The organism is Ornithinimicrobium sediminis (genome assembly GCF_021272345.1).
GTDB lineage: Bacteria > Actinomycetota > Actinomycetes > Actinomycetales > Dermatophilaceae > Ornithinicoccus > Ornithinicoccus sediminis_B.
In genome coordinates this window covers 19,759-32,650 of the sequence record NZ_JAJSDQ010000013.1, presented here as the reverse complement: position 1 = coordinate 32,650, position 12,892 = coordinate 19,759, and the positions used below count along the sequence as shown (strand labels likewise).

Below are 12,892 nucleotides of genomic sequence, written 5' to 3'. Positions count from 1 at the left end.
TGAGGAGCGGTTCCTTAGACAGCTCCACACCTCACTCGGAGGTCTTCCTCATGTCACGTCGACACCCCGGTTCCGTACCCAACCTCCGTGGTCAGTACAGCTAGCGCACCCCGCGAGGCCTGAACTGGACGCTGATCCTCGGGCCCGCCGGCCGGCTCGTCTTGGGGACCGCGTGGTCCCATGTGCGCTGGCAGGACCCGCCCATCACGAGGAGGTCGCCGTGGCCGAGCACGTGCCGCACCGAGGCTCCGCCGCCACGCGGTCGTAGGGCCAGGGCGCGGGGTGCCCCGATGGAGACGATCGCTACCAGGGTGTCCCGCTCGCTGCCGCGTCCGAACCGGTCACCGTGCCAGGCCACGCTGTCGCGACCGTCCCGGTAGAGGCACATCCCTGCCGTCGCGAACGGCTCGCCGAGCTCGTCGGCATAGTGCCGGCTCAGCGCCTCGCGCGCCTGGGCGAGCACCCGGTCGGGGAGCTGCTCGCCCTCCCGGTAGAAGCGCAGCAGACGTGGTGTCTCCACCTCGCGGTCGTACATCTGCCGTCGTTCACCACGCCACTGCACCCCGGCGGGTCCGCCCAGCGACAGACGGGCGAAGAGCTCGTCGGAACCGGTGACCCAGCCCGGGCGCAGGTCCAGCCAGGCGCCGTCCGACAGGTGCGTGCGACGGACGGACGCACCGAGCGGGCGCAGCCCGACGTCCTCGGCCTGGTCCAGCAACGATCCTTGGAGTGCCACGTTCATGACACCCGATGTTAGTACGTATGTACGACATTGTCAGTGCGTGGTGTCAGCAGCAGGGTGGCCCACGCCAGCGCGCACGCGGCGGCGAAGGACGCCGCCGCCGGGCCGACGTACCGCACCACGGAGGGCGTGCCCGGGCCGATCCAGCCTGCCAGCACCAGCACGAGCCCCCCGACGGCGACCACCGCCCCGAGGGCGGTGCCGACGGCGAGCAGCCGGGTGGCGGCGACCTCGCCCCAGCCGCGCCGCCACCCGGCCGGGTCGGCGGGGGGCGGCTGTTCCAGCCCGTGCTCCGCGGCGACCGGCGACCTCAGCGGCAGAGCGGCGGAGACCGCTAGGCTCCAGACGGCGACGACGGTCACGGCCGCGAGGACGTCGGACGGGCGGTGCCAGCCGCCCAGCAGCGTCGCCACCCCGGTGGCTGCGGTGTAGCCGGCCGCGAGCAGGGCCACAAGGGGACGCCACCGGTGCGGGGTGACCAGGAGGGCCGCCGCACCGAGTGAGGCCGCCACGGTGGTGTGCCCGCTGGGCAGGCTGTTGCCGGCCCCGATGTCGACGCCGTAGTCGGGCCTGGTCAGCACGTCCTTGAGCAGCTGCGTCGTGAGGTTGGCGCCCCCCACCACCACCACCGCACCCACCGCCGACTGCCAGTGTCGTTGCACCACCGCCACCAGGAGCAGTGCCGCGAGACAGGCCGCCACGAAGCCGGTGGAGACGACCGTGAGGAAGTCCTCCGAGTAGTCGGCGGCGGTCCCGGCCGCTGCGGTGTCCCGTCCCAGGTTGTCCACGACCTGCCCCCGTTCGCTCTGCAGGAAGACCCTCACCAGGGCGAGGAGGGCGAGGGCGGAGAGCACGGCGAGGGTGGTCGCAATGCCGCGGCGGGTCCGGTCGTCGAGCACGCGCGCCATTGTGACAGGCCACAATGGGGACATGCCCCTCTACCGTGACGCCGCGATCGTGCTGCGCACCCACAAGCTGGGGGAGGCCGACCGCATCGTGACCCTGCTGACGCGCGGCCGGGGCAAGGTGCGTGTGGTCGCCAAGGGGGTGCGTCGGACGAAGTCGAAGTTCGGGGCCCGCCTCGAACCCGGCATGGTCGTCGACGTGCAGTGCTACGAGGGGCGCAGCCTCGACACCGTGACCCAGGCCGAGGGGCTCGCGTCCTACGGAGAGGCGATCTCGCACGACTACGACGCCTGGACGGCGGCCAACGCCATGCTGGAGACCGCTGACCAGCTCACCGGGGGGCACGAGCCCGCGATGCAGCAGTTCGTGCTCCTGGCCGGGGCCCTGGCCGCCCTGGCCTCCGGGGTCCACACCCCGCGGATGGTGCTCGACTCCTACCTGCTGCGTGCCCTGGCCATCGCCGGGTGGGCCGCGAGCTTCCACGACTGTGCTCGGTGCGGGGCACAGGGGCCGCACCGGGCCTTCAACGTGGCCGTCGGCGGAGCTGTCTGCCCGGCTTGCCGTCCGTCCGGCTCTGCAGCCCCGGCTGCGGAGACCCTCGCCCTCCTAGGGGCCCTCATGAGCGGCGACTGGGCCGACGCGGATGCCAGCCTCCCCCGTCACCGCACCGAGGCGAGCGGGCTCGTGGCGGCATACCTGCAGTGGCACCTCGAGCGCAGTGTGCGCTCCCTGGGCTACCTCGGCTGACCTCCCTGACAGGGTGACGGGGTCTGGCATGATGCGGCAGGTGCAGCCACCGTTCCCGCATCCCAGCGGCGCCCGCCCGCCGGGCATCCCGGCGCAGTTCGTGCCGCGGCACGTCGCGGTGGTGATGGACGGCAACGGTCGCTGGGCCAACGAGCGCGGACTGCCCCGTGTCGAGGGTCACCGCATGGGCGAGGCATCGCTGCTCGATGTGGTCGCGGGCGCCATCGAGATCGGCGTGACCCACCTGAGCGCCTACGCCTTCTCGACCGAGAACTGGCGGCGTTCTCCGGAGGAGGTGCGCTTCCTCATGGGCTTCAACCGTGACGTCATCCGACGCCGCCGCGACGAGATGCACGCCTGGGGGGTGCGCGTGCGATGGTCCGGGCGCGCCCCGCGGCTGTGGCGCTCGGTGGTCAAGGAGCTGCGGGCTGCAGAGGAGCTGACCCGGGACAACGACGTGCTCACTCTGACGATGTGCGTCAACTACGGGGGCCGCGCCGAGATCGGCGACGCCGCGCGACGGATCGGCGAGGCGGTCGCGGAGGGCCGTCTGGACCCGTCCAGGATCGACGAGCGCACGGTGGCCCGCCACCTCTACGACCCGCAGATGCCCGACGTCGACCTCTTCGTGCGCTCCTCGGGCGAGCAGCGCACGTCCAACTTCCTCCTGTGGCAGAGCGCCTACGCCGAGATGGTCTTCCTCGACACGCTCTGGCCGGACTTCGACCGGCTCGACCTCTGGCGCGCCGTGGAGATCTACGCCGCACGCGACCGCCGCTACGGGGGAGCGGTCGACCGCTCCGACACCTGAGACCGCGGTCGGCCGGACCGCCCGGCGGCGGGTCAGTGGTCCGAGCAGCTGCCGAAGATCTCCAGGGTGTGCGAGACGTCGGTGAAGCCGTGCTCGGCGGCCACGCGCTCCGTCCAGCGTTCGACGGTGGGTCCCTCGATCTCGACCGTGCGCCCGCAGTCGCGGCAGACCAGGTGGTGGTGGTGACCGGTGCTGCACATGCGGTAGACGGCCTCGCCGTCGTCGGTGCGCAGCACGTCCACCTCGCCGCTGGCCGCCAGCGCGGTGAGCGTGCGGTAGACCGTGGCCAGGCCCACGCTCTCCCCGGACTCGCGCATCCGGGCGTGCAGGTCCTGTGCTGAGGTGAAGTCCTCGGTCATCTCGAGCCGGGCGGTCACAGCAGCCTGCTGTCGCGTCGGGCGGCGGCGGGTCTCGGTCATCGGGTCACCTGTTCGGTCGATCGGTCGTCGGGTGTCTCGGCGTGCTCGTCGTAGTGGCCCTCGTGCGGCGCGTGCAGATGACCGTCGTGCAGGTAGTCGACGTGGTCGTCGTGCGGCACGGCCTCGTGGCCGCACCCCGGACCGTGCTCGTGGGGATGCCGCTCGGCCATCCGGTGCCGGCGTGCGAGCAGCGGCCGTGCCACGGCGCTGCCCAGCATGACCACCGCGAACACGGCGATCGCCAGGAGCACGATGGTGCCGCCGGTCGCCGTGTCGGCGTAGAACGAGGTCACCACCCCACCGACCGAGGCCAGCACCCCGAAGCTGACCGCCCACCACGTGGCCGTGCGGAAGCTGCGGGCGACCTGCTGTGCGGCGGCGTTCGGCACGATCATGAGAGCACTGATGAGCAGCAGGCCTACCACGCGCATGGCGACCACCACGGTCACCGCGGTGAGAGCGGCCAGGAGCAGGTTCAGCGCCGTCACGGGAAGGCCGCTGGCACGCGAGTGCTCCTCGTCGCCGGCCACCGCGAACAGCCGCTGCCGCAGCACGGTGGTGACGGTGACGATGGCGAGCGAGAGCACACCGAAGACGACCAGGTCCTCCCGGGTGGTCGTCGTGATGGCACCGAAGAGGTAGCCGGTGAGGTTGGACGTCTGGCTTCCGTCGACCTTGTTGATGATGACCACGCCGGCGGCGATGCCCCCGTAGAACATGATGGCCAGGGCGACGTCACCGCTGGTGCGGCCCCGCATCCGGATCATCTCGATGGCCACGCCGGCCACCAGCGCCGCCGTCAGCGCGGTGAGCAGCGGCTCGCGGTCGGTCAGCACACCGACCGCCACGCCGGCCAGGGCGACGTGGCCCATGCCGTCGCCGATGAGCGACAGCCGCCGCTGCACGAGGAAGATGCCGACTAGCGGAGCCGCCAGCCCGACGAACAGCGCCGCCAGCAGCGCGTTGCGCATGAAGTCCAGCGCGAGCAGGTCGGCCATCACCGCTCCTCCCCGACGGGGGCCACGGGGTCGTAGGGCCCGCGGAGGATCTCCGGGGGCGCCGGGGGCGGGTCGTGGTGGTGGCCGTGCGAGGCCGCGTGGACGATCTGTGCCGTGTGCTCGGCATACCCCTCCGGTGTGCCGTCGAAGTGGATGTGACCGGCGTCCATCTCGACGATCCGGTCCACGATGCCCCGCAGGGCCGCCAGCTCGTGCGTGACCACCAGCATGGTGACGCCGGTGGCGACGAGGCGCCGGAGCACCTCGGCGAGCACCTCCTGGGAGGCGGCGTCGACCCCGGCGGTGGGCTCGTCCATGATCAGCACGGACGGCTCACCCACCAGCGCACGCGCGATGAGCACGCGTCGCTGCTGGCCGCCCGACAGCGTGGCCACGTCGGCCTTCGCACGGTCGGCGAGCCCGACCGTGTCCAGCGCTGCCTCGACGAGCTCGGCGTCCCGGCGCGAGGCCGGACGCCACCAGGGGCGGTGCGGCAGCCGCCCGGTCGCGACGACCTCGCGCACGGTCGAGCGGACCGAGCCGGACAACGTATGACGCTGGGGGACGTAGCCCAGGCGGGTGCGGTCGGAGCGACGGGAGAGCCGCTCGCCGAGGACCAGGACCTCGCCGCCGAGGTGCTCGTTGAGCCCGAGCAGCCCGCGCACCAGGGTGGACTTGCCCGACCCGTTCGGCCCCAGGAGCGCGACGACCTCGCCCGGGCGCACCTCGAGACTGAGGTCTGCCACGACCGTGTGTCCGGCGTACCCGAAGGACGCCGAGCGCACGGAGATGACGGGGTCAGCGCTCACGCGCAGTGCTGTCCCTCGCGCAGCACATCCAGGTTGGCCTCCATGACCTCAAGGTAGTCGGTGCCGGGCGAGGCGTCCGTGATCCCTTCGAGCGGGTCGAGCACGAGCACCTGTGCTCCGGTCTCGCCGGCGACCGTCTCGGCGATGTCGGCACCCAGCAGCACCTCGGCGTAGATCGTGTCGACCCCGGTCTCGCGGACGATCTCCGTGATCTCGGCGAGCCGGGCGGGGCTGGGCTCGGCGTCGGGCGTGACGCCGGTGATGCCGATCTGGTGGAAGCCGTGGTTGAGCGCGACGTAGCCGAAGGCGGAGTGCGTGGTCACCATGTCCTCCTGCTCGCAGGAGGACAGGCCCTCGGAGTAGGCCGCGTCCAGGTCGGTCAGCTCGCCGAGCAGCGCCTCCGCGTTGTCCTGGTAGGCCGCCGCGTTGTCGGGGTCGACCTCCGCCAGCCGGTCCGCGATCGCCTGCGACACGGTGGCCATGCGCTGGGGGTCGAGCCAGAAGTGCGGGTCGTCGTCGCCGTGAGCGTGCTCGTCGTCGGCGTGCTCGTCGTCGGAGTGGTCGTCGTCGGAGTGGTCGTCGTCGGAGTGCGTGTCCTCGGGGTGGTCGTGGTCGTGGTCGTCGGCGCCCCCCGTGTCGACGAGGTCTGCCGCCTCGTTGACGTCCAGGCTGTGGTCGGCAGCCTGCTGGGCCACGGCCTCGTCGACCGCTGTCTGCAGGCCGGAGGAGTGGATGACGAGGTCGGCTGCCTGCACGGAGGCCACGGACCGGGGGCTGAGCTCGACGTCGTGCGGGTCGACACCGGGGGAGGTGAGGGTCTGCACCGTCGCCAGGTCACCGACGATGCGGGTGGTGGCGAACTCGAGGGGGTAGAAGCCCACGACGACCTCCAGGCCGTCCTGGCCCGGCTCGGCGGTGGCCTCCTCAGGTGAGGTGTCGGTCGTGCCGCAGGCGGACAGCACCAGGGCGGCAGCGGAGAGGGTGACCAGGGGCAGGAGACGTCGTGACGGCATACCGCCCAGTCTCGGCCAGAATGATAATGATTGTCAAAGTGTCAGGACGGCAGCGCCTGGGTCACCGCGATGGCGACCACCAGTGCCAGCACGGCCAGCCGCATGGCGCGCTCCGGTGTGCGCAGGCGCGGCCACGTGAGGTAGAGCAGCCATGTCAGGAACAGGACCGGCACGAGCAGGAGCACGGCACCGAGCCATCCCCCGACGAAGGACCCGGTCAGCATCAGGGCGAAGACGACGACGAAGGGCACCCACACGGGGACGCTCGCCAGGCGCTGAAGCGGTCGGTTGCTGGCGTGCTCGATTCGGGTTCGGAGGCTCTCTGACACGCGTGCAAGGGTAGTCCGCTGTCGCCGTAGGATTGCGCGCATGTCTGCACCCTCCACCGTCGAGACCGTCGTCAGCCTCTGTAAGCGCCGTGGGTTCGTCTTCCCCTGCGGGGAGATCTACGGAGGCACCCGTGCGGCGTGGGACTACGGCCCGCTGGGTGTGGCGCTCAAGGACAACATCAAGCGGCAGTGGTGGCGGGCCATGGTGCAGTCCCGTGAGGACGTGGTCGGCCTGGACTCCTCGATCATCCTGCCGAGGCAGACCTGGGTCGCCTCGGGGCACGTGGGTGAGTTCTCCGACCCCCTGACCGAGTGCCAGTCCTGTCACCACCGCTTCCGCGCCGACCACCTCCAGGAGGCGGTCGCCGACAAGGCAGCGAAGAAGGCGAGGCCCGGGGACGCTCCGGTCGACCCCGACGACGTCGACCTGGCCACCATCGCCTGCCCCCACTGCGGCACCAAGGGCGCCTGGACCGAGCCGCGCGAGTTCAACATGATGCTCAAGACCTACCTGGGTGTCATCGAGGACGAGGCCGGGCTGCACTACCTGCGGCCGGAGACAGCCCAGGGCATCTTCATCAACTTCGCCAACGTGATGACCGCCAGCCGCAAGAAGCCGCCTTTCGGCATCGCCCAGGTCGGCAAGTCCTTCCGCAACGAGATCACCCCCGGCAACTTCATCTTCCGCACCCGTGAGTTCGAGCAGATGGAGATGGAGTTCTTCGTCGAGCCCTCGACCGCCAAGGAGTGGCACCAGTTCTGGATCGACGAGCGCATGCGCTGGTATGTCGACCTCGGCATCGACCCGGCCAACCTGCGTGAGTACGAGCACCCTGCCGAGAAGCTCTCGCACTACTCGGACCGCACCGTGGACATCGAGTACCGCTTCAACTTCGCCGGCACGGAGTGGGGTGAGCTGGAAGGCATCGCCAACCGCACCGACTTCGACCTGAGCACGCACAGCAAGCACTCGGGCACCGAGCTGTCCTACTTCGACCAGGCCTCCGGCGAGCGCTACACCCCCTACGTCATCGAGCCGGCGGCCGGGTTGTCACGTTCGCTGATGACCTTCCTCGTGGATGCCTACAGCGAGGACGAGGCGCCCAACACCAAGGGTGGGGTCGACAAGCGTGTGGTGCTGCGCCTCGACCCGCGGCTGGCGCCGACGAAGGTCGCCGTGCTGCCGCTGTCACGCAACGCCGACCTCACCCCGAAGGCGCGCGACCTGGCGGCCCAGCTGCGCCGGCACTGGATGGTCGACTTCGACGACGCCGGGGCCATCGGTCGTCGCTACCGTCGCCAGGACGAGGTCGGCACCCCCTTCTGCCTCACGGTGGACTTCGACACCCTCGAGGACCACGCGGTCACGGTGCGCGAGCGCGACACGATGAGCCAGGAGCGGGTCTCCCTGGACCAGGTCGAGGGCTATCTGGCCCAGCGGCTCGTCGGCTGCTGAGGTCCCGTATGCGGATCCGCCCCTTCGAGCCGGCCGACACGGTCGCCGTGGTCCGGCTGTGGGAGGAGGCGGGTCTGACCCGCCCCTGGAACGACCCCTACCGCGACATCGAGCGCAAGCTGACCGTGCAGCCGGACCTCTTCCTGGTGGGGGAGCTGGACGGCACGGTCGTCTCCTCCGCGATGGCCGGCTACGACGGGCACCGCGGCTGGGTCTACTACCTCGCGGTGCACGCCGAGCACCAGGGAAGGGGCCTGGGGACCGCCATCCTCCGAGAGGCCGAGCGGCGGCTCACCGCACTGGGGTGCCCGAAGGTCACCATGCAGGTCCGCCCCGGCAACGATGCCCAGCTGGCGCGTGCCGCGGCGTGGGGCTACCTGCCCGACGAGGCCACTGGCCTCGGCAAGCGGCTCATCGCGGACTGAGCGCGGGCGTCGTCCTGCCCTGTCCGGTGCCGTCCTTGTCTGTCCGGTGCCGTCCTGTCTGGCGTGTGCTGTCCTGGAGCGCAGCACCCGTCATGAAGCGCAGCACCGAGTCGACGGCGGAGCCTCCGGGGCGTACCGAGACGGGAATGAAGTGCAACACCCTTCCGTTTAATCCACGGCAGCAGGACAATCGCCCGTGGCACCGGGCCCGGGCACCGTGGGAAGGTGAGCAGCATGCAGTTCGGAGTCTTCACGGTCGGCGACATGACGCCGGACCCGACCACAGGCCGGGAGCCGACCTACGCCGAGAAGGTCACGGCAGAGGTGGCCATCGCCAGGCAGGCGGAGGCCGTCGGCCTCGACGTCTTCGCGATCGGCGAGCACCACAACCCGCCGTTCGCCATCTCCTCACCCACCACGCTGCTCGGCAACATCGCCGCCCAGACAGAGCGTCTGCTGCTCTCGACCTCGGTCACGCTCATCACGACCAACGACCCCGTGCGTCTGGCGGAGGAGTACGCGCTGCTGCAGCACCTCTCGGGTGGACGGGTCGACCTCATGCTGGGCCGGGGCAACACCGGCCCCGTCTACCCGTGGTTCGGCCAGGACATCCGCAACGGCGTCGCTCTCGCCGTCGAGAACTACAACCTGCTCCGCAGGCTCTGGCGCGAGGACGTCGTCGACTGGCAGGGACGCTTCCGCACCCCCCTGCAGGGCTTCACGTCCGTGCCACGGCCACTGGACGACGTGCCGCCCTTCGTCTGGCACGGGTCGATCCGCACCCCGGAGATCGCCGAGCAGGCCGCGTACTACGGCGACGGGTTCTTCCACAACCACATCTTCTGGAACATCGAGCACACGGCCCGGATGGTCAAGCTCTACCGCCGCCGCTTCGAGCACTACGGCCACGGACGGGCCGACCAGGCGGTCGTCGGGCTGGGTGGCCAGGTGTTCATGCGCAAGAACAGCCAGGACGCGGTCCGGGAGTTCCGGCCCTACTTCGACGTCGCCCCGGTCTACGGCCACGGACCCTCGCTGGAGGAGTTCACGCGCGACACCCCGCTGACCGTGGGCAGCCCCCAGCAGGTCATCGAGCGCACCCTCACCTTCGCCGACGCCGTGGGTGACTACCAGCGCCAGATGTTCCTCATCGACCACGCGGGTCTGCCGCTGTCGACGGTGCTGGAGCAGATGGAGATCCTCGGCACCGAGGTCGTGCCCGTGCTCCGCAAGGAGTTCGAGGCCCGACGCCCCGCCCACGTGCCCTCCGACCCTCCGACGCATGCCACGCTTGTGGGTGCGGACCGGGACGGCGCGCACTTCAGGGTCGGTCCCCGCTCGCGCGAGGTCTCCGCGGAGGCCCTGCGATGACCCGCGTCGTCGTGGTCACCGCAGGCCTCAGCCGGCCCTCCTCCACCCGGCTGCTCGCCGACCGCATCGCCGACGCGGTCGGCGACCGGCTGCGGGTGCGGGACGCCGACCCCGAGGTCGAGACCATCGAGCTGCGCGAGCTCGGCTCCGACATCACGAGTGCGATGCTCACGGGCGGTATGCCGTCGGCCCGCCTCTCCGCTGCCGCGGCGTCCCTCGCCTCCGCCGACGCGGTCATCGCGGTCACGCCCGTGTTCACCGCGTCGTACTCGGGTCTGTTCAAGTCCTTCTTCGACGTCCTGGACCCCGGTGTCCTGCAGTCCACCCCGGTGCTCATCGCAGCGACGGCCGGCACGGAGCGGCACTCCCTGGTGCTGGACCACGCGCTGCGCCCGCTGCTCACGTACCTGCGGGCGGTCGTCGTGCCCACGGGGGTGTTCGCCGCCACGTCCGACTTCGGTGGACAGGACGAGGCGGGTGAGGGGCTGAGCCGGCGCATCGCGCGTGCCGCGGACGAGCTCAGCGACCTGGTCGCCGCCCGGCCGGGCACGCCGTCCTGGGGCACGACACGGTCTGCGCGGCCCACGGATGCCCTGGCGCAGGCGGAGGCGGCCGAGGACGAGGGCTCCTTCACGCCCTTCGAGGAGCTGCTGGGTCACCAGACCTGAGTTTGGGAGCCCTCGGCGCCGGCTCGTACCCTGAAGCGGTGCTGACGACGACCCCGGCTCCTGTGCTGCCGCCGCTGCGCATCGGCCGGCACGTCATCGACTCGCCCGTCGTGCTGGCACCGATGGCCGGGATCACCAACCGGGCGTTCCGGCGCCTGTGCCGTCAGTACGGCGCCGAGAGGCCCGGCACCGACGGCGCCAGCGGGGCCACCTCGCTGTACGTCTCCGAGATGATCACCTCGCGCGCGCTGGTCGAGCGGACGCCCGTCTCGATGCGGCTCATCGAGCACGACGCCGACGAGCAGCCGCGCTCGATCCAGCTCTACGGCGTCGACCCCGTCACCGTCGCAGCGGCAGTGCGGATGCTGGTGACCGAGGACCGTGCGGACCACATCGACCTCAACTTCGGGTGTCCCGTGCCGAAGGTGACCCGCAAGGGTGGGGGTGCAGCCCTGCCGTGGAAGACCGAGCTGTTCCGGGGCATCGTGTCCGCCGCGGTGCGGGAGGCCACGCCCTACGACGTCCCCGTCACCGTGAAGATGCGGGTCGGCATCGACAGCGACCACGTGACCTACCTCGAGGCCGGGCGCATCGCCGAGGGCGAAGGCGCGGCGGCGGTCGCCCTGCACGCTCGCACCGCCGCCCAGGCCTACTCCGGCCAGGCCGACTGGTCGCGCATCGCCGAGCTCAAGAGGGCCGTCACCACGGTGCCGGTCCTGGGCAACGGTGACATCTGGTCGGCCGAGGACGCCCTGCGTATGGTGTACGAGACCGGCTGCGACGGGGTCGTGGTCGGGCGCGGGTGCCTGGGCCGGCCCTGGCTCTTCACCGACCTGGCCGCCGCCTTCGGCGGCTCGGACACCCGGGTCGAGCCGTCGCTGGGGGAGGTCGCCGCGACGCTGCGTCGCCACGCGGAGTACCTCGTCGAGTTCCACGGCGACGAGGGCCGTGGCTGCCGCGACATCCGCAAGCACATCGCGTGGTACTTCAAGGGCTTCGCCGTGGGTGGGGAGCTGCGACACCGGCTCGCGCTGGTCGACTCGCTCGCCGCTCTGGACGACCTGGTCGCCGACCTCGACCTCGACCAGCCCTGGCCCGGTGCCGCCGCCGAGGGCCAGCGGGGCCGCGCCGGCTCCTCACGGATGGTGGCCCTGCCCGACCGGTGGCTCGCGTCACGAGGGCTGGACGAGGCTCAGCAGGCACGGGTCGCTCTGGCCGAGGAGTCCGTCAGCGGCGGTTGACCTGCGACGATGCAACTGGGCAAAAAAAGTTTGCCGAAACTGCATCCAAACCTGCCTCCACCCCGGAAGTAGTGGACAGAGGGAGTCAGACGGGCTTCCCGAACTACGAGGAGACAGACATGCGTTCCATTGCTTGGGGGGCGGCCGCCAGCCTTGCCCTCGTCGCCACCGCCGGTCCCGCCATGGCGGACGACCACGAGTCGCAGGTGTCCGTGCTGCACGGCGTGCCCGGCCTGACCGTCGACGTGTGGGTCAACGGGGAGGCGTTCCTGCCCGGCTTCGAGCCCGGCACCCTCACCGACCCGCAGGCCCTGCCGGCCGGCTCCTACGACATCGAGGTCTACGAGGCGGGCGCCGACCCCGAGTCCACCGACCCGGCGATCTCCGCCGAGGGCCTGGAGGTCCCCGGAGGCGCCAACCTGACCCTCGCCGCCCACCTGGACGCCGACGGCGCCCCGATGCTCAGCGCGTTCGTCAACGACGTCTCCACCCTGGACGCCGGCCAGACCCGCCTCACCGTGCGGCACGCCGCCGCCGCCCCGGCCGTGGACGTCCTGGCCGGAGGGTCCCCCGTGATCGAGGGCCTCGAGAACCCCGACGAGCAGGTCCTCGAGCTCGACGCGGGTAGCGTCGAGGCCGCGGTGGCTGCTGCGGGCACCACGGAGCCGGTCATCGGACCCGCCACCCTGGACCTGCCCGAGGGCACCAACACCATCGTCTACGCCTGGGGCTCCCTGGAGGACGAGAACCTCGACCTGGCCGTCCAGACCATCGACGGTCTGCACGGCGAGCCGGAGGGTGTGCCCTCCGGTGAGGGTGGCCTCGTGGGCAGCGGTGCCCAGACCTGGATGTGGATCCTTGCCCTGACGGGTGCGGCCGGTGCTGTGGTGGCGACCCGGCGCCTGTCTCAGGACGCGGCCTGAGACAGACCCGTCCCCTGATGGTGCGGTGACCGTG

At 71.2% G+C, this 12,892-nt stretch carries 15 protein-coding genes; 8 read left to right on the top strand and 7 right to left on the bottom strand.

Going from position 1 to position 12,892, the window contains the following annotated elements; all coding sequences use genetic code 11:
* Window positions 1-100: 100 nt before the first annotated feature.
* Together LVO85_RS16395 and LVO85_RS16390 are read right to left on the bottom strand one after the other, a co-directional pair.
* A complete protein-coding gene (locus LVO85_RS16395) occupies window positions 101-742 on the bottom strand; it encodes an alpha-ketoglutarate-dependent dioxygenase AlkB (protein ID WP_232748687.1) in 642 nt (213 codons plus the stop codon).
* Between the two features lie 11 nt (window positions 743-753).
* Window positions 754-1,641 carry a phosphatase PAP2 family protein gene (locus LVO85_RS16390; RefSeq protein ID WP_232748686.1) on the bottom strand — a complete coding sequence of 296 codons (888 nt, stop codon included), beginning with the start codon at window positions 1,639-1,641 and terminating at the stop codon, window positions 754-756.
* Window positions 1,642-1,672: 31 nt separating this feature from the next.
* Here LVO85_RS16390 and recO point away from each other — a divergent pair, with 31 nt between their 5' ends.
* Together recO and LVO85_RS16380 are read left to right on the top strand one after the other, a co-directional pair.
* Window positions 1,673-2,395, top strand: a complete 723-nt coding sequence (gene recO / locus LVO85_RS16385) for a DNA repair protein RecO (protein ID WP_232748685.1) — start codon at window positions 1,673-1,675, stop codon at window positions 2,393-2,395.
* A gap of 31 nt (window positions 2,396-2,426) precedes the next feature.
* Complete coding sequence (locus LVO85_RS16380; protein ID WP_232748689.1) at window positions 2,427-3,206, top strand: isoprenyl transferase; 780 nt, start codon at window positions 2,427-2,429, stop codon at window positions 3,204-3,206.
* Window positions 3,207-3,238: 32 nt separating this feature from the next.
* On the opposite strand, the gene LVO85_RS16375 is transcribed toward LVO85_RS16380, so the two are convergent.
* From LVO85_RS16375 to LVO85_RS16355, 5 genes are read right to left on the bottom strand one after another with little or no spacing between them, the layout of a single operon-like run.
* Window positions 3,239-3,625, bottom strand: coding sequence for a Fur family transcriptional regulator (locus LVO85_RS16375; protein WP_232748684.1), 387 nt, complete (start codon window positions 3,623-3,625; stop codon window positions 3,239-3,241).
* Window positions 3,622-4,623 carry a metal ABC transporter permease gene (locus LVO85_RS16370; RefSeq protein WP_232748683.1) on the bottom strand — a complete coding sequence of 334 codons (1,002 nt, stop codon included), beginning with the start codon at window positions 4,621-4,623 and terminating at the stop codon, window positions 3,622-3,624. The genes LVO85_RS16375 and LVO85_RS16370 overlap by 4 nt, the downstream gene beginning before the upstream one ends.
* Entirely contained in the window at window positions 4,623-5,432 is an 810-nt protein-coding gene (locus tag LVO85_RS16365; RefSeq protein WP_232748682.1) for a metal ABC transporter ATP-binding protein, read from the bottom strand. The genes LVO85_RS16370 and LVO85_RS16365 overlap by 1 nt, the downstream gene beginning before the upstream one ends.
* Window positions 5,429-6,445: a metal ABC transporter substrate-binding protein gene (locus LVO85_RS16360; protein WP_232748681.1), complete on the bottom strand. Its 1,017-nt coding sequence runs from the start codon at window positions 6,443-6,445 to the stop codon at window positions 5,429-5,431. Before LVO85_RS16360 ends, LVO85_RS16365 begins: the two co-directional genes overlap by 4 nt.
* Before the next feature lie 41 nt (window positions 6,446-6,486).
* Complete coding sequence (locus LVO85_RS16355; RefSeq protein ID WP_332875462.1) at window positions 6,487-6,816, bottom strand: DUF6703 family protein; 330 nt, start codon at window positions 6,814-6,816, stop codon at window positions 6,487-6,489.
* Between LVO85_RS16355 and LVO85_RS16350 the strand changes: the two genes are divergently transcribed.
* The 6 genes from LVO85_RS16350 (at window position 6,815) to LVO85_RS16325 (ending at window position 12,858) form a co-directional block, all read left to right on the top strand.
* Window positions 6,815-8,230: a glycine--tRNA ligase gene (locus LVO85_RS16350; protein ID WP_232748679.1), complete on the top strand. Its 1,416-nt coding sequence runs from the start codon at window positions 6,815-6,817 to the stop codon at window positions 8,228-8,230. The two genes, LVO85_RS16355 and LVO85_RS16350, sit on opposite strands and share 2 nt — an antisense overlap.
* Before the next feature lie 8 nt (window positions 8,231-8,238).
* Window positions 8,239-8,655, top strand: coding sequence for a GNAT family acetyltransferase (locus tag LVO85_RS16345; protein ID WP_232748678.1), 417 nt, complete (start codon window positions 8,239-8,241; stop codon window positions 8,653-8,655).
* 234 nt (window positions 8,656-8,889) lie between these two features.
* A complete protein-coding gene (locus LVO85_RS16340) occupies window positions 8,890-10,026 on the top strand; it encodes an LLM class flavin-dependent oxidoreductase (RefSeq protein WP_232748688.1) in 1,137 nt (378 codons plus the stop codon).
* The gene (locus tag LVO85_RS16335) at window positions 10,023-10,694 is read left to right on the top strand and encodes a CE1759 family FMN reductase (RefSeq protein WP_232748677.1); all 672 of its coding nucleotides are present in this window, start codon (window positions 10,023-10,025) and stop codon (window positions 10,692-10,694) included. Before LVO85_RS16340 ends, LVO85_RS16335 begins: the two co-directional genes overlap by 4 nt.
* Window positions 10,695-10,732: 38 nt before the next feature.
* Complete coding sequence (dusB, locus tag LVO85_RS16330; protein WP_232748676.1) at window positions 10,733-11,935, top strand: tRNA dihydrouridine synthase DusB; 1,203 nt, start codon at window positions 10,733-10,735, stop codon at window positions 11,933-11,935.
* A gap of 119 nt (window positions 11,936-12,054) precedes the next feature.
* Complete coding sequence (locus LVO85_RS16325; RefSeq protein WP_232748675.1) at window positions 12,055-12,858, top strand: DUF4397 domain-containing protein; 804 nt, start codon at window positions 12,055-12,057, stop codon at window positions 12,856-12,858.
* The last annotated feature ends 34 nt before the right edge of the window (window positions 12,859-12,892 follow it).

Bases quoted from the DNA above. Each gene is read 5' to 3' on its own strand.
- LVO85_RS16395 (WP_232748687.1), bottom strand. From the start codon at position 742: ATGAACGTGGCACTCCAAGGATCGTTGCTGGACCAGGCCGAGGACGTC.
- recO (WP_232748685.1), top strand. From the start codon at position 1,673: ATGCCCCTCTACCGTGACGCCGCGATCGTGCTGCGCACCCACAAGCTG.
- LVO85_RS16380 (WP_232748689.1), top strand. From the start codon at position 2,427: ATGCGGCAGGTGCAGCCACCGTTCCCGCATCCCAGCGGCGCCCGCCCG.
- LVO85_RS16375 (WP_232748684.1), bottom strand. From the start codon at position 3,625: ATGACCGAGACCCGCCGCCGCCCGACGCGACAGCAGGCTGCTGTGACC.
- LVO85_RS16370 (WP_232748683.1), bottom strand. From the start codon at position 4,623: ATGGCCGACCTGCTCGCGCTGGACTTCATGCGCAACGCGCTGCTGGCG.
- LVO85_RS16360 (WP_232748681.1), bottom strand. From the start codon at position 6,445: ATGCCGTCACGACGTCTCCTGCCCCTGGTCACCCTCTCCGCTGCCGCC.
- LVO85_RS16350 (WP_232748679.1), top strand. From the start codon at position 6,815: ATGTCTGCACCCTCCACCGTCGAGACCGTCGTCAGCCTCTGTAAGCGC.
- LVO85_RS16355 (WP_332875462.1), bottom strand. From the start codon at position 6,816: ATGCGCGCAATCCTACGGCGACAGCGGACTACCCTTGCACGCGTGTCA.
- LVO85_RS16345 (WP_232748678.1), top strand. From the start codon at position 8,239: ATGCGGATCCGCCCCTTCGAGCCGGCCGACACGGTCGCCGTGGTCCGG.
- LVO85_RS16340 (WP_232748688.1), top strand. From the start codon at position 8,890: ATGCAGTTCGGAGTCTTCACGGTCGGCGACATGACGCCGGACCCGACC.
- LVO85_RS16335 (WP_232748677.1), top strand. From the start codon at position 10,023: ATGACCCGCGTCGTCGTGGTCACCGCAGGCCTCAGCCGGCCCTCCTCC.
- LVO85_RS16325 (WP_232748675.1), top strand. From the start codon at position 12,055: ATGCGTTCCATTGCTTGGGGGGCGGCCGCCAGCCTTGCCCTCGTCGCC.